Source organism: uncultured Friedmanniella sp. (genome assembly GCF_964244005.1).
Lineage (GTDB): Bacteria > Actinomycetota > Actinomycetes > Propionibacteriales > Propionibacteriaceae > Microlunatus.
In genome coordinates, this window is record NZ_CAXTHG010000015.1 from 13738 (window position 1) to 29173 (window position 15436).

Sequence of the window (15436 nt, forward strand, 5' to 3'; positions counted from 1 at the left end):
GCCCGTGGCCGCGAACGTCCACGGCTGGTCGTGGGCGGCCTGGTTGCCCCGGCTGCGCCTCACTCGTCAGCTACACGTCAGGGGTGCCCGTCTGGTGGGAGAAAGCCGGGTCCTGCGTCCGGTCCTGACTGGCCGCCAGGTGCTGCCGCCGACGCTCGCTGCGTCGCTCGACCAGGGAGTAGAGCACCGGGACGAGCAGCAGCGTCAGGACTGTTGACGTCACCAGCCCGCCGATCACCACCACCGCGAGCGGCTGCCCGATGAACGCCCCACCGCCGGTGAGCCCGAGGCCCATCGGGATCAGCGCGCAGATGGTCGCGGTCGCGGTCATGATGATCGGCCTCAGCCGTAGCCGGGCGCCGTGCACGATCGCGGCCTGCAGCTCTTCCCCCTCCTCCCGCCGCTGGTTGATCAGGTCGATCAGCACGATCGCGTTGGTGACCACGATGCCGATCAGCATCAGCAGCCCGACCATCGCCGGCACCCCCAGCGCGGTGTCGGTGACCAGCAGGCCCAGCACCGCGCCGGTGGCGGCGAACGGGATCGAGGTGAGCAGGATCAGCGGCTGCCACAGGCTGCGGAAGGTCGCCACCATGATCAGGAACACGATCACGATCGCCAGCAGCATCGCCAGCCCGAGCTGACGGAACGCCTGCGCCTGGTCGTCGCTCGAGCCGCCCACGCTGATCCTCACCCCCGCCGGCACGTCCGTCAGTCCGTCGATCCGCTGCTGCACCTGGGTGGTCAGCGCGCCCAGGTCGTCGGTCTGCGGGGTGGCGGTCAAGGTCACGGCGCGGGTCCCGTCGATCTGGGTGACCGCACTGGGCGCGGGCTGCTCCTTCACCGTCGCGATGTCGGACACCCGGATGGGTCGGGCCCGCACGTCAGCGAGGTCGGCCTGGTCGTCGGCGAGGTCGGCCTGGCGGTCGGTCAGCGCGGTCTGCTGGTCGGCCAGCTTTTTCTGCTGCTCGGTGAGCTGGTCCTGCTCCCGGCTGAACTCGTCGGTCTGGGCCTGCTGGTCGGCCGACTCCGCCGCCTGGTCGGCGCTGGCGTCCACCTGCTCGTTGAGCTGCTTGAGCTGAGCCTCGGCCTGGTCGATGCCGGCCTCGAGCTGGGCCTCCTGCTGCTTGTACTGCGCGTAGCGCTGCTGACCCTGGGTCACCGGCGCCTGAGCGGGATCGGTGACCGTCGGCTGACCCGGAGCCGGCGGTGCCGGCGGCGTCGGCGCGGGCGGGGCGTTCCTGCGCAGCGCGCGCAGGCCGGACCGGCCCTCAGCCAGCGCCTTCGCCGCCTTGTCGCGGGACGTCCGCAGGTCGGCTCGCTGGTCGGCGGCCGCCTTGGTCGCCTTGTCCTGCTGGACCTCAGCGGCCGCCTGCTGCCGGTCGGCCAGCGACTCCTGCCGGTCGGTGAGGTCGTCACCGGCCTCCTTCAGGTCGTCGCCGCCGGCCTCGAGCGCGTCCTGGCGTTTCTTCAGCCGGTCGGTGGCGCGGTCGACCGCCTGTTGCTGCTGCAGCTGGCTGACGGGCAGCTCGAGCTGGGCGATCTGCTGGGGGCTGGCCTCGCGAGAGTCCTGCGGCCGGACGACGATGTCGCGGGTCTCCCCCTGCAGCTCGACCGAGCCGACCTTGGTCCCGGTCAGGTCGTTCGCGATCAGCTGGCCGACCTGGGAGGAGGTGAAGCCGAGGTCGGCGGCCTTGGTCCGGTCCACCTGGACCTGCAGCAGCGGGCGCTGGTCGGTGAGGTCGCTGCTCACGTCCACCAGCCCCGGGGTGCTGCTGAGCAGCTCCTCGACCCGGGTGGCCGTGGCGCGCAGGTCGCCGGCGTCGTCACCGGTGACGGTGAAGCTGAGGTCGTTGTTGGTGCCGGTGTTGATCGAGCCGAGCTTGACCGTGCCCACGTCCGCCAGCTCGGCGAAGCCCGACTCGAGCTCGGCCTTGGTCGCTTCGTACGCGTCCTCGCTGGTCAGGCTGACGAACATCGACGCCCGGTTGCTGCCGCCCTGGCCGACCGTGGTCAGGTACTCCTTGACGCCCGGGCTGGCCGACAGGACCTGCTCGACCTTCTCCGCCGCGACGCTGGTGGCGCTCAGCCGGGTCCCGACGGGCAGCTCCTGGTCGACCTGCAGGGTCGTCTTGTCGGCGAACGAGGCGAGGAAGTCGGTCTTCAGCAGGGTCGCCGAGGCCATCGTGGCGGCGAACACCAGGACGGCGGCAAGCACCGTCACCAGGGGCCGGCGCAGGGCACCGCGCAACAGCGGGAGGTAGCCGCGCTGCAGCCGGGTGATCCGGTCCTCGTCCTCGGCTGCGCGGCCGGCGGTGGCGTTGCGGCGACCGCCCCGCATGAACCAGTACGCCAGCACCGGCACGATCGTCATCGAGACCAGCAGCGAGGCGGCCAGGGCGATCGCCACGGTGATCGAGAACGGCCGGAACAGCTCGCCGGTGATGCCGGAGACGAGCGCGACCGGCAGGAACACCGCGACCGTGGTCAGGGTGGACGCCGTGACGGCGCCCGCCACCTGGCGTACCGAGGCGACGATGTCCTCAGGCGTCAGCACGTCGGTGGCCAGGGCGCGCCGCTTGATGTTCTCGATCACCACGATCGAGTCGTCGACCACGCGGCCGACGGCCACGGTGAGGGCCGCGAGGGTGAAGATGTTGAGCGAGTAGTCACCGAGCTTGAGCCCGATCAGCGCCACCAGCAGCGACAGCGGGATCGAGAGGGCGGTGATCACCGTCGAGCGGATCGACAGCAGGAAGACCAGGATGATGAGCACCGCGAAGACCAGGCCGAGGCCGCCCTCGATGGCCAGGTCGTGGATCGACTGCTCGATCGAGGGTGCCTGGTCGAAGACGATGCTCGCGCTGGCCGCGGTCCCCAGGGTGGGCGTGAGCGCGGGCAGCTGGTCGCGGATCGTGTGCGAGACGTCGACCGCGTCGGCGTCGCTCTCCTTCAAGACGTTCAGGCTGAGGGCGGGCCGGCCGTCGGACCGGGCGAGGCTGGTGGCCTCGACCGACTCGACCTTGACGGTCGCGAGGGTGCCGAGCGTGACGGCGCCGTCCGGCGCCGGGATCGGCCACGCGGCGACCTGCTTGGCTGTGGTCGGCGTGGAGCCGACCTGGATGGCCAGCTCGGAGCTGCCGCGATAGCTGTTGCCGGCCGGCACGACCAACGCCTGCGCCTGGACGGCCTGGGTGACCGCGGCGGCAGTCACGTCGTACCGGCGCAGCTGCTGCGGACGCAGCGTGACCACCAGCTGCGTGGTGTCCTGCCCGGCCACCTGGACGTCACGGACGCCCTCGACGCCCGACAGCTGCGGCACGGCGATGTCGTTGACCTTGCGGACGAGGCTGACCAGCGAGTCGTCGGACGCGACCGCCAGCACCAGGACGGGGATGTCGTCGGTGCTGCCCGCGACGACGGTGACGTCCACGTCGGCGGGCAGCTCGGTGCCGAGCCCGTCCGCGGCGCTCCGCAGGTCGGCGGTGACCTTGTCGTTGTCGAGCCCGTACGTCCACTCGACGGTGAGCAGGGCCAGGCCGTTCGTCGACACCGAGCTGACCTTGGTCACACCGGACACCCCGCTGATCGCCTGCTCCAACGGCTTGGCGACCTCCTCGGCCACCAGCTCCGGGGCGGTCCCGGGGTAGACCGCGGTCACGGTGGCCGTCGGCACCTGGGTCGAAGGCAGCAGCTCCTGGCGCAGTGACGTGGTGGACAGCACGCCGAAGACCAGGATGGCCAGCGCGATCAAGCCGACGATCAGGCGGTTGGCCAAGCTCAGTCGGGTCAACGAAGTCACCGCAACAGGATGCCGGACACCACCCAACGCCAGAACCGGCCAACCCCGAGCGAGTAGCGTCACGGCCGTGACCGTCCTTGAGACCCGACCCGTGCGCTCCGACGACCTGGACGGACTGGCGCGTCTCTTCGCCACGCAGCGCAGCACCCGCCACTGCTGGTGCATCGCCTTCTGCGTGCCGCGGACCCAGTTCAGTCTCGGCTGGCTGACGGGCGCGAACCGGCGGACCTTCGCTGGCCTCGCGGCGAGGAGCGAACACCCGATGGGGGTCCTGGCGACGGCGGAGGGGCAGCCGGTCGGCTGGGCCGCGGCCGGCCCACGGTCGCGGTACGCCGTCGCCGCCGGTGCGACCAACAGCCCGTTGCGCCATCGAGACCGAGCCGAGGACGAGGCGGTGTGGCTCGTGCCGTGCGTCTTCGTCCGCGCCGGCCACCGCGGTCAGGGCGTCAGCCACGCGCTGGTTCGAGCGGCCGTCGCGCTGGCCGGCGGGGAAGGTGCCGCCGCCATCGAGGGCTGGCCGTTGGTCTCGGCCGCCCGGCGCCCGGCAGAGGCCTTCCTCGGCCGCGAAGAGGTGTTCACAGCGGCGGGTTTTCGACGCGCCGGACCGGCGACGGGCGACCGGGTGCTGATGCGGTTCGCGCTCTCCTAGACTTCCCGCCAGACCGGGGGCCCGACCGCGAGAAAGGCATGACGTGATCAGGATCCGAGCTCTGGTGGCCGCCGGGGTCGCCGCTGCGGTGGTCGGTGGCGCCTGGCTGCTGGTCGTCCCGCAGTCCCCGGACGCGCCGCGGGCCGCCGCACCCGCGTCCGTACCCGGACCGGGAGCAACCACGACCCCGACCAGTCCGGCTCCGGTTTCGGCTCGGCGGGACGGACCTCCGGCCGGCACGGTGGCGATCGCCTCCCGCTACCTCAAGCACTACGACGCCACCCGCGTCGACTGGGACGACGTCCTGGCCCGGGGCCACGCGCTGCCCAAGGCCGACAAGGCGTGCGTCCGCAGCTGGAAGGCGTCCGGCCTCGACCCGCGGATCAACCCCCGACGGGCCGACTACTGGTGCTGGGACGGGCTGGGGGGCCGGGCCTACAAGCCGCAAGGCATCGCTGGTTCGGGCACCACCGAGGGCTACCGGATCCGCAGCCGCTGGGCGTCCAACCGGAACATCATCCTCACCAGCTGGTACTCGAAGGCGGCCGAACCGGGCCTCTTCGCCACCAACACCAAGGGTGAGAGCGTCACCCGGCTGGTGGTGATCGACCTGGACAAGCGCCGGTACAACACGATCGAGCTCGTCCGACCCGACGGGCGGGACCGGCTGCGCCGGCTCAACTCCCACGGCAGCGGCCTCGCCTGGGCGGGTCAGTACCTGTACTCCTCGAGCAAGTCGTGGGTGTGGCTGTACAACGCTGACGACCTGCTCACGATCGACGGCCACTTCGTGCTGCCGGCCGTCGCGCGCTGGTCGGTGTCGGGCAGCGGCGGCGCGTCCAGCATCTCCCTGCACCGCCGGGCCGGCCAGGACCGGCTGACGACGATCACCTACACCAAGACCGGGCCGACCCGGGTGCACGCGTTCGCCCTCGACCGGCACGGTCTGCTCACCGCCGGGCCGACGACCGCCAACCAGCCGCTCGTGCTGACCACCGGCTTCGGGGAGAAGCGTCGCGTCATCCGCAGCATGGGGGCGACCACCCTGGACGGCACGAACTTCCAGGGCGTCGGGACGTGGGGGCGCTACCGCTTCGCAAACTCCTCCGCCCTCCGGCTGGCCGGGCCCAGCAGCCCCCGGGTGGACGCGACCGTCGTCCTGCGCAGCGGCAAGGTCCTGCACCGGTTCCGGCTGCCGGGCGGCAACGTCGAGTCGGTCTACGTCGACCCACGCCGCAAGACCTACGCCAGCGTGACCGAGGACGGCAGCCAGTTCCTCTTCGTGCTGCCGCTGTCGGAGCTGACCAGCCGATGACCCCCGAGCCCTTGACCGAGCTGGGCGTCCTGGGCACCGAGACCGCGCACCCGCGGACCGCGCTGCTGGACACCATGTCGACGGCGGAGCTGCTCGCGGTGATGAACGAGGAGGACCGAGGGGTCCCGCTCGCGGTGGAGCGAGCGCTGCCCGACATCGCGCGGGCCGTCGACGTGATCGTCGCCGCGCGCCGCCGCGACGGTCGGCTGATCTACCTCGGGGCGGGGACCAGTGGCCGGATCGGCCTGCTCGACGCCGTCGAGTGCCCGCCGACCTTCGGCACCGAGCCGGAGGAGGTGATCGGGCTGATCGCCGGCGGTCAGCGCGCGTTCGCGGACGCGGTCGAAGGTGCCGAGGACGACGCCGACCAGGGGGCAGCCGACCTGGCCGCGATCGGGCTGTCTACGCGGGACGTCGTCGTCGGCATCGCCGCGAGCGGTCGGACCCCGTACGTGCTCGGTGGGCTCGCGTACGCCCGCCGGCTCGGGGCGGCCACCGTCTCGCTCGCCAGCAATCCTGCGGCGCCGATCAGCCGGGAGGCCGACGTGGCCATCGAGGTCGTGACCGGGCCGGAGATCCTGACCGGCTCGACCCGGCTCAAGGCCGGCACCGCCCAGAAGCTCGTCTGCAACATGCTGTCCACGGCGAGCATGGTGCAGACCGGCAAGGTCTACGGCAACCTGATGGTCGACCTGCACCCGACCAACGCCAAGCTCGTCGACCGCACCCAGCGGATCGTGGCCGAGGCCACCCGCGCGGACGGCGACGCCGTCCAGGAGGCGGTGCGGGCCGCGGGTGGCCACGCGAAGACCGCGATCGTGATGCTGCTCCGCCGCTGCACGGCCGACGACGCCCGCCGTCGCCTGGCCGAGCGGCACGACAGCGTCCGAGCCGCGGTCGCGCCCTGATCGCGCCGTGAGCTTGGTCGTTTGCCGGCGTTTGACCCACCCTCCTCGACGTTCGGGCGCGTCGGTCGGTGGTTCACTGGACCACCGTTCCCACCGAGACACTGCAACGGCAGCTCTGGGAACGGTTCACCGGCGGCGACATCGCCTACGCACCCCTACTCATCCGGATCGAACAGACCAGCCCCGACTACCAGACGTTCCGGCGCCAGCACGGCATTGGGGAGTCCGACCTATTCCACGTCGCCCACACCTACCTCCGGCGGGCGACCGACACCGAAGGGCCACTCACCTGGCGCCCAGGACTGCTACCAGACCTGACCGCGGTCGGAGCCTCCCCGGACGGCGAGCGACCACCACCTCACGCCGGATCTGGCTGAGCACCACTGCCTTGCCCCGAGAGACGGCCTCGAGCCCCGCCCTCAGGTATTACCGTCCGTCAATGGGTAGGCGGAATTACCTCATCGAAGGTGTCTCTGGCGCTGGTAAGACCTCGGTCTGTGACGAGCTCCGGCGTCGCGGCTTTCAGGCCATTCACGGTGATCGCGAACTCGCATACCAGGGCGATCCTGCAACCGGGGCTCCGGTGGAGGGCCGTACCCACGAGCACCATATGTGGCGGGTGAAGAAGGTCAGAGCCCTGGTCGCGGACCACGCCGAGGCCACGACGTTTTTCTGTGGCGGCTCGCGGAACTTCGCGGACTTCATCAACCTGTTTGATGCCGTCTTCGTTCTGCAGGTCGATCTAGCCACCTTGGGGCGACGGCTCGAACAGCGACAGAAGAACGAGTTCGGCGGACTGCCGTCGGAGCGCCTGCTCATTGAGCGGCTGCACGAGTCGAGAGAGGACACCCCGAACGGCATCAGTATCGACGCCACCGGGCGCTCGCGCACGTTGTCGACGAGATCCTGGACTTGGCAGTCGTGAGCCGGAGCGCACCTGACTAGTCCCGCTCTCGCGTGCGGGCGGACGATCCCGAGGCCCGGAAGGGTGGCCGTTTCGAGTGCGGGGGGCTGAGTGGTCGTGGCGCGCTGTTGTTCCGAACGGTCCCCGGCGAATACTGTTAGAATCCTGCCGCCCTTACCGACGCGCCGATGATTGTCGTTACCCGGCCCCACGGAAGCCGATGAACCATGCGGGTAGTCTCCGATCGCTCCCACGAAGCGTCGAAGGCATCTCGCTGGGGGCACAATTTTACCCTGTCTGCTATGTGTCGTTGAGGCGGTTCTACGTCGGTGCGCGGAGATCGAGCGGTGAAGACACCCTTTTCGATGATCGACACGGTGGCGCGATCGGTGTGCGGCCACGGTGTCGTGCGGACCACCTCGCTGGCGGGCGGCGGGATGAACGAGACCTATCGCGCGGAACTCGCGTCCGGACGCGTCGTCGTGGTCCGGATCGCGCACCAGGATGCGCCGTGGTTCGGAGACGAGGCGCACCTGATGACGCAAGCGCGTGCGGCGGGCGTGCCGACGCCGGAGGTCTTCGGTCTCGAACACCGCGAGTACGGCGACGACGTGTTGTCCTTCTCGGTACAGGAGTTGCTTCCCGGCCGATCGCTGGATGAAATTCTTCCGCTGCTGTCGGACCACGACGTCGAACAGCTGCTCCTAGACGCGGGCGAGAAGATGGCGCGCGTGCACAGCGTGGTCCCCGACGGGGAGCATGGCATCCCGCACCCATTGCGCCATCCCGAGAGCCACACCGTCGCGGCTGTGTCACGAAGCCTTGGAGAGACGTTCGGACCGGCCGCGGCTGCCACGGTCGAACGCGGCGCCGACTTCTTGTGCGAGGCGATCGCAGTCGGCGTGCCCTCGCTCTCCGCGCTGGGTCAAGGAGACTTCCTCCCCAAGAACCTGCTGGTGGACGAGGGGGCCATCGTCGGGGTGCTCGACTGGGAGTTCGCAGGGCCTGCTTCGCCCGCGTTCGATCTCGCCCGTTGGGAGGTAACTGCCGGCGAGCCGCTAGACGACCAGATCGATGTGCTCCGTCGCGGGTACGAACGAATCACGAGTCCCAAGGAGGCGGCCGACGACTGGACAGCGGCTTTCGCGATCGACTGGTCGCTCGAGCTGCTCGCGTGGAAGAACCCGGCCTCGCAGGCGCAGATCCGACGCTGCATTGAGGTCATCGACCGTTTCGCCAGACGCTGAGACCACTCGAGCGGGCGTACCGGCCCGGCGAGCGGCGCCGTCTGCTCCAGCTGGTGAGCACTCGCCGACTGGCGTCTCTCTAAGGATGATCCTGGCATCGGGGCCGCTGCTCGTACGGCCGGACCGGTCGTACGGCCGCAGCCTTGGCTGCAGCGCGGCGGCGGGTTCGCCTCGGCGCACGTAAGTCGTCGTTCACGACCGACGGGAGGCTGATGAAGACACTGCTGACCATGGACGACCCAGGACCGGGCGTGTGCGGCAGCGAGGTGTACGCGGTGAAGCTGGCACAGGCTCTCGCGGGGGCTGGTCTCCCGGTCGACCTGCTGGTCGACTGTCTGAACAACAGCCTGGGCCCAGTCGCCGGCAAATCCAAGCGACCAGAACGACCTGTGGAGGAGGTCTTTCGCAGCCTTCCGGGCTTCGTCAAGCCCCTAGGCCGGTCGCGGGAGCAGGTCACCGTCGTCCACCGCGCCTCGTTGCCCGATTACCGGGTTATCAACGTGCACGGCACCGGACAGCAGGCATTCTTGGCCGTGGCGAGCGGGCGCCCCACGGTCGTGACCGTCCACGGGTACGACCGGCGTCGGCTCGATCATCCGGTCTTGAGATCGCAGGCGACGCTCGTCGCCGTGGGGCGAGAACAGGCGACAGAACTCGAACGCGACGGCTTCCGCGTCCGCGCCATCATCCCTCCGGGTGTTGATCTCACTCGGTTCTGTCCCGGTCCCGCCGACGAGTCGGCGCTCGACATCCCGCCAGGCGCCAAAGTCATCCTCCATGTCGGGCAGCTGATACCCCGGAAGAACGTCAAGCTGCTCCTTCGCGCCGCGCGGCGGGTCCGGCGCAGTGTCGAGCTGGTCGTCGTTGTGATCGGGGACGGCCCGCTGCTTCCGGCTCTTCGAGCGCTGGCGGAACAACTCGAGATCGGTCCCCAGATCCGTTTCGTCCCGCACGTCCCCCACGACGCACTCGTCTCCTACTACCGTCGCGCCGACGCGACCGTCGTCCCCTCTCTGGCCGAAAGCTTTTCGCTCGTCAGCCTTGAGGCCATGTCCTGCGGCAGCCCGCTGATCGTGTCCCATGCCGTCGGTGAGATTGTCCGCGAGTTCAGCGGGATCGGGGTCTTCGACCCCCGCTCCGAGTCACAGCTCGCTGACGCCATCGTCTCGGTCCTCGACCACGAGCCTGACGGCGTTGATCCGGCCCGTCTCGCTGAATTCGACTGGACGAAGGTTGCCCTTCGGTACGCAGCCCTGTTCGCGACTCTGGACGGTTAGGCCGCCCATCAGGTGGCCATCATCCGACCCCGGGATCGCGACCCCCGGACGCCCCTGTGCTAGATGGTATGAGCGAGGCCTAAGCCAGGCCTAAGCCTGGCCTAAGCCCGCCCTACCGTCTAGGCGAGATCGACTTCGGACACTGAGAGCGCGGTGTTCGTCGTGTCCGACTGCACGCCGAGCTCCTCGCCCGGGGCGGCCAGCTGGTCGGAGCCGTCCGTACGGCTCCGACCTACCGGCTCTGGGCGCTGCCGACGGTGCCGGCCAAGCCCGGGCTGATCCGGGTGGCCGCCGACGGCTCGGCCGTGGTCGGGGAACGGTGGCGGCTGCCGGCGGCCGGCTTCGGCTGCTTCGTGGCCGGGCTGCCGGCCCCGATGACCATCGGCTCGGTCGAGCTCGCCGACGGCAGCCGACGACCCGGCTTCCTGGTGGAGCCCTACGCCACCGCCGGTGCCCGGGACATCACCGCGTACGGCGGCTGGCGCGCCTACCTGGCCGCCAACGGCGCGTACGCCGACCTGGGTCAGCCCAGCGTCGAGGTGTCGATGACGAACCGGTAGCGGACGTCGCTGGCGACGACGCGCTCCCAGGCCTCGTTGATCTGGTCGGCCGCGATGACCTCGATCTCAGCGCCCAGGCCGTGCTCGGCGCAGAAGTCGAGCATCTGCTGGGTCTCGGGGATGCCGCCGATGCTGGAGCCGGCGAGGCTCCGGCGCCCGGGCAGCAGCGAGAACGCCTTGAGCGACATCGGGTGCTCGGGGGCGCCGACCTCGACCAGCGTGCCGTCCACGGCCAGCAGACCCATGTAGGCGTCCAGGTCCAGGTTGGCCGAGACGGTGTTGACGATCAGGTCGAACTGGCCCTTGAGCTGCTCGAAGGTGTCGGGGTCGCTGGTGGCGTAGTAGGCGTCGGCGCCGAGCCGTAGCCCGTCCTCCTGCTTCTTCAGCGACTGGCTGAGCACGGTGACCTCGGCGCCCATGGCGTGGGCGATCTTGACGCCCATGTGGCCGAGCCCGCCGAGACCGACGATGGCCACCTTCTTGCCCGGGCCGGCGTTCCAGTGGTTCAGCGGCGAGAAGAGGGTGATTCCGGCGCAGAGCAGCGGGGCCGCGGCGTCCAGCTCGATGCCCTCGGGGATCTTGAGGGCGAAGTCCTGGTCGACGACGATGTGGGTGGAGTAGCCGCCGGCGGTGGGGAGGCCGTCGCGGCCGGTGCTGCCGTAGGTGCCGATGTTGCCGTTCAGGCAGTACTGCTCGAGGCCCTTGAGGCAGCTGTCGCACTCACGGCAGGAGTCGACCAGACAGCCGACCCCGACCCGGTCCCCGACGGTGTGCTTGTCTACCTCCGAGCCGACCTCGGCGACGAGGCCGGCGATCTCGTGGCCGACGACGATGGGCCAGCCCGCGTCCCCCCACTCACCGCGCGCGGTGTGGATGTCGGAGTGGCAGATGCCGGCGAACTTGATGTCGATCAGGATCTCGCGCGGACCGACGTCGCGGCGCTCGATGGTGGTGGGCTCGAGCGGCGCGGTGGCGCTCGGGGCGGCGTAGGCGTGGACGGTTCTCATGGGTGTCTCCTTGATCGGGGTGGACGTGGCGGCTCGGCCGGCACTCATCCGGTGGACGGGTGGTTCTCGTGAGCGTTGGCGAGGGGACGGTCAGCCCGTGTCGACACCCTTGGGTGAGGGGCGCCAGCGCCTCGCGACGTCTTCGGCCGCCGCGTCAGCTCTCTCTACCGCGGCCTGCCTGTGCTCCCGACTCTACCCGGGCTCACGAGGGTGCCGCGCGGGTCTCGGCCCGGGTGCTGGTCCACGAGTCCAGCAGGTCGAGCGCATGGGCGGTCGCCGAGGCGGGTTCGGCGGCGTACAGGGTGAGGGTCAGGCCGGGCTCGGAGACCATGTCGACGCTCTCGTAGGCGAGGTCGAGGTCCCCGACGACCGCGTGGTGGAAGCGTTTGCTCCCGGCGCCGTGCAGGCGGACGTCGTGGATGCCCCAGCGGCGGCGGAAGTCGTCGCTGCGGGTGGACAGCTCCCCGACCAGGTCCTGCAGGTCCCGGTCGTAGGCGTCGCGGCCGGCTTCGGTGTGCAGGATCGCGACGCAGATGTCAGCCGCCTGGTCCCAGTCGGGGTAGAAGTCGTGGGCGGCGTCCAGGTGCAGGAACGTGAACCGGGCGAAGTTCGGCACTGCGCCGACGGCGGCCTCGTAGAGGCTGTCGTGCAGGGCGCGGCCGAGGTGGTTGACGGCGAGCAGGTCCATCCGGCCGTTGCGGACGATCGCCGGGGCGGTGAACCGGTCGAGGACCCACTGCAGGGTCGGCCGTGGCGTCCAGCGGGGACTGGGTCGTCGACGGGGCCGCATGCCGGCGCTGGTGCCGTCGGCGGCGTGCACGAGGTGGAAGAGGTGGGCCCGCTCGGAGTCGTCGAGCGCCAAGGCGCGGGCGATGGCGTCGAGGACCGACACCGACACCCCGGCGAGGTTGCCGCGCTCGAGCCGGGAGTAGTACTCGATGCTGACCCCGGCCAGCGCCGCGACCTCACCGCGGCGCAGACCGGGTACGCGGCGGAGCCCGCTCGTCGGCAGCCCCAGCTGCTCCGGGGTGATCTTGGCTCGGCGCGAGATGAGGAACTCGCGGACCTCGGCTCGGTTGTCCACGGGCTCGACGCTACGGCGCCGCGCGAGCGGCTGGGAGGCCCTGTCAGTACACCTCGCGGCAGGGCCTCCCACGCGCGCGTGGTTAGCGGTTGACTGGTCCCGTGCCTCACGAGACGACGACCACCCCGCACCTGGGGTACAACCCGGAGTGCGAGTACCTGGGCGACGGACCAGCCCCGGCCGCCGACCCGGACCAGCGGCGGGCCCGGGTCACGTCCGGCCTGGTGGCGACGGTGGTGTTCCTGACCGCCATCGCCCCGCTGGCGACCGACATGTACGTGCCGGCCTTCCCGCGGGTCGCCCGCGACCTGTCCTCGTCGGCGACCCAGGTGCAGCTGACCCTGACGACCTTCTTCGTCGGGATGGCCCTCGGTCAGCTGGTCGGCGGCCCGGTCTCGGACCAGCGGGGTCGGCGGCGGCCGCTGCTGGCCGCCGTCGTGGTGATGACGCTGGCCTCGGTCGTCTGCGCGCTGGCCCCGACGATCTGGGTGATGATGGCGGCCCGGCTGGTGCAGGGCTTTGCCGGCGGTTGGGCGATGGTGATCGGCCGAGCCGTGATCGTCGACCTGGCCACGGGCGCGCAGCTGGTCCGGGTGCTGAACGTGATCGCCGCCGTCGGCGGGATCGCCCCCGTCGTCGGGCCACTGCTCGGCGCGGTGATCCTGCAGCTGTCCCACTGGCGGGTCTCGTTCTGGGTCGTGGGCGCGCTCGGGCTGGCGATGGTCGTGGCCGTGCTGGTCGCGGTGCCGGAGACGCTGCCGCCCGAGCGTCGGCACGCCGGCGGGCTCCGGGCCTTCGGCGGCGCCGCCCGACAGCTGCTGCGAAACCGACACTACGTCGGGTATCTCGTGGTCAGCGGGTCCGCGATGGGGGCGCTGTTCGCCTACGTCGCTACCTCGGCGTTCGTGCTGCAGTCGATGAACGGGCTGACCCCGATCGCCTACTCGGTCGACTTCGCCGCCAACGCGGGCGGGATGACCCTGGCTGCCCTCGCCGCCGCCCGACTGGCCGGTCGGGTCGCCACCCGGACGTTGATCCTCGGCGGCCAGGTCGCCGCCCTCGCCGCCGGGCTGGCGATGCTGGTCGGTGCGCTCTGGTTCGACACGCCGCTCGTGGTGGCCCTGGTCAGCTTCTTCGTGCTGATGACCGCGCAGGGGCTGATCGGGCCGAACGGCGGCGCGCTCGCCTCGGCGGAGGTACCTGAGCACCCGGGCACCGGCTCGGCGCTGCTCGGCTTCGTCCAGTGGGTCGCGGCCGGCACGATCGCCCCGATCGCGGGCTTGGGTGGCGAGGACACGGCGGTCCCGATGGCCGTCCTGATGGTGGCCGGAGCGGCGGCCTCCATGGTCGGCCTGCTGGTCCTGGCCCGTCCCCGACCCCGCCTCGACCGGTGAGCTCAGGCCGAGGAGCTCAGGCCGCCAGCACCGCGGCCGGCTGAGCGACCAGGAGCTCGGCCGGTCCGCGGATCACCGTCCCGTTGCGTCGCCGCAACCGGCCCGCCCGTTGCAGCCGGGGGAACCGTTCGACCAGCCGCTGGACCGCGACGACGGCCTCGAGCCGGGCGAGCGGCGCACCCAGGCAGTAGTGGATGCCGGCGGAGAAGCCGAGGTGCTCGGCCCCGCCGGTCCGGGCAGAGTCGAAGCGGGTCAGGTCGAAGGTGTCCGGGTCGTCGAAGGCCGCCGGGTCGCGGTTGGCCCCGGCGAGGAACAGCATCACCATCGCGCCCTTCGGGACCGCGACGCCGGCCAGCTCCACGTCGGTCGTCGGTGCCCGGAAGGTGCGCTGGACGGGCGCGTCCCAGCGCAGCGTCTCCTCGACGGCGGCCGCGGCCAGCGACGGGTCCTCGACCACGGCCTGCCACTGGTCGGGGCGGTCGAGCAGCGCGAGCACCGTGTTGCCGATCAGGTTGACGGTCGTCTCGAAGCCCGCGAGCAGCAGCAGCATGCACAGCGGGGCGAGCTCGGCAGGATCGAGCTGGTCGCCCTCGCTGGCCAGCAGCCGGCTGACCAGGTCGTCGCCGGGTTCGCGCCGCCGGTGCTCGAACACCTGCGTCATCACCCGCGTCAGCTGACGGTTGGCCTCGATCAGCCGCACCACGTGGGCGACGGACTGAGGACCCGACAGCGCGCTGCCGATGGTCGCGCCGTACCGGGCGAAGGCCGCGCTGTTGGCCGCCGGTACGCCCAGCAGGTCGGTGATCACCGCGATCGGCAGCGGCGACGCGAGCCCGGACACCAGGTCGAACGGCCCCTCGCGCGGCGCGGCGTCCAGCAGCCCGTCCACCACCGCCTCGATCCGGCTCCGGGTGCCCGCCAGCGCGCGGGGCGTGAAGGCCGGGGCGGCGAGCCGGCGGAGCCGGGTGTGGTCGGGCGGGTCGAGCTCCAGCAGCGACATCTGCCCGTCGCCGCGGTTCAGCGCGCCCTCGGCCTGCACCCCGAACCGTCGGTCGCGCAGCACCTCGCGGCAGACGCGATGACTCGCGGTCTGGAAGCCGATCATCGGGCTGGGGATCACCTCACCCCGGGCGCGGACCTCGGCGTACAGGGCGTACGGGTCCCGGTGGCCCTCGGCGAGCTGCAGCCGGGCGAACGGGTCCCGGCCCACGTATCCGTGCCAGGCCGTCGCCGACCGCACCACCACGAGCTCCCGCACCAGCGACACGACGACGTTCATCGACCCTCCC

General features: G+C 71.1%; 13 protein-coding genes. 9 read left to right on the top strand and 4 right to left on the bottom strand.

The window, feature by feature from the left end:
• Positions 1-70: 70 nt before the first annotated feature.
• A complete protein-coding gene (locus ACFE76_RS11145) occupies positions 71-3802 on the bottom strand; it encodes an efflux RND transporter permease subunit (protein ID WP_375431826.1) in 3732 nt (1243 codons plus the stop codon).
• A gap of 67 nt (positions 3803-3869) precedes the next feature.
• Between ACFE76_RS11145 and ACFE76_RS11150 the strand changes: the two genes are divergently transcribed.
• The 8 genes from ACFE76_RS11150 to ACFE76_RS11185 all read left to right on the top strand — a co-directional run bounded on the left by ACFE76_RS11150 (position 3870) and on the right by ACFE76_RS11185 (position 10662).
• On the top strand, positions 3870-4451 hold the full coding sequence (locus ACFE76_RS11150) for a GNAT family N-acetyltransferase (RefSeq protein WP_375431827.1): 582 nt from the start codon (positions 3870-3872) through the stop codon (positions 4449-4451).
• A 43-nt stretch (positions 4452-4494) separates the two neighbouring features.
• Positions 4495-5766 carry a hypothetical protein gene (locus ACFE76_RS11155; RefSeq protein ID WP_375431828.1) on the top strand — a complete coding sequence of 424 codons (1272 nt, stop codon included), beginning with the start codon at positions 4495-4497 and terminating at the stop codon, positions 5764-5766.
• Entirely contained in the window at positions 5763-6674 is a 912-nt protein-coding gene (gene murQ, locus ACFE76_RS11160) for an N-acetylmuramic acid 6-phosphate etherase (RefSeq protein WP_375431829.1), read from the top strand. Before ACFE76_RS11155 ends, murQ begins: the two co-directional genes overlap by 4 nt.
• A gap of 68 nt (positions 6675-6742) precedes the next feature.
• Positions 6743-7051, top strand: a complete 309-nt coding sequence (locus ACFE76_RS11165; protein WP_375431830.1) for a hypothetical protein — start codon at positions 6743-6745, stop codon at positions 7049-7051.
• Between the two features lie 62 nt (positions 7052-7113).
• Positions 7114-7599 (top strand): AAA family ATPase, encoded by a 486-nt coding sequence (locus tag ACFE76_RS11170; RefSeq protein WP_375431831.1) that lies wholly within the window; start codon positions 7114-7116, stop codon positions 7597-7599.
• Between the two features lie 326 nt (positions 7600-7925).
• On the top strand, positions 7926-8825 hold the full coding sequence (locus ACFE76_RS11175; RefSeq protein ID WP_375431832.1) for a phosphotransferase family protein: 900 nt from the start codon (positions 7926-7928) through the stop codon (positions 8823-8825).
• A 212-nt stretch (positions 8826-9037) separates the two neighbouring features.
• Positions 9038-10102: a glycosyltransferase gene (locus ACFE76_RS11180; RefSeq protein WP_375431833.1), complete on the top strand. Its 1065-nt coding sequence runs from the start codon at positions 9038-9040 to the stop codon at positions 10100-10102.
• Between the two features lie 170 nt (positions 10103-10272).
• Complete coding sequence (locus ACFE76_RS11185; protein ID WP_375431906.1) at positions 10273-10662, top strand: hypothetical protein; 390 nt, start codon at positions 10273-10275, stop codon at positions 10660-10662.
• On the opposite strand, the gene ACFE76_RS11190 is transcribed toward ACFE76_RS11185, so the two are convergent.
• Together ACFE76_RS11190 and ACFE76_RS11195 are read right to left on the bottom strand one after the other, a co-directional pair.
• Positions 10626-11669: an NAD(P)-dependent alcohol dehydrogenase gene (locus ACFE76_RS11190; RefSeq protein WP_375431834.1), complete on the bottom strand. Its 1044-nt coding sequence runs from the start codon at positions 11667-11669 to the stop codon at positions 10626-10628. The two genes, ACFE76_RS11185 and ACFE76_RS11190, sit on opposite strands and share 37 nt — an antisense overlap.
• A 202-nt stretch (positions 11670-11871) precedes the next feature.
• Positions 11872-12753 (bottom strand): helix-turn-helix transcriptional regulator, encoded by an 882-nt coding sequence (locus tag ACFE76_RS11195; protein ID WP_375431835.1) that lies wholly within the window; start codon positions 12751-12753, stop codon positions 11872-11874.
• Between the two features lie 101 nt (positions 12754-12854).
• Here ACFE76_RS11195 and ACFE76_RS11200 point away from each other — a divergent pair, with 101 nt between their 5' ends.
• Entirely contained in the window at positions 12855-14147 is a 1293-nt protein-coding gene (locus tag ACFE76_RS11200) for a multidrug effflux MFS transporter (RefSeq protein WP_375431836.1), read from the top strand.
• Positions 14148-14163: 16 nt separating this feature from the next.
• Here the strand turns inward: ACFE76_RS11200 and ACFE76_RS11205 are convergent, their stop codons facing one another.
• A complete protein-coding gene (locus ACFE76_RS11205) occupies positions 14164-15426 on the bottom strand; it encodes a cytochrome P450 (RefSeq protein WP_375431837.1) in 1263 nt (420 codons plus the stop codon).
• Positions 15427-15436 lie beyond the last annotated feature (10 nt).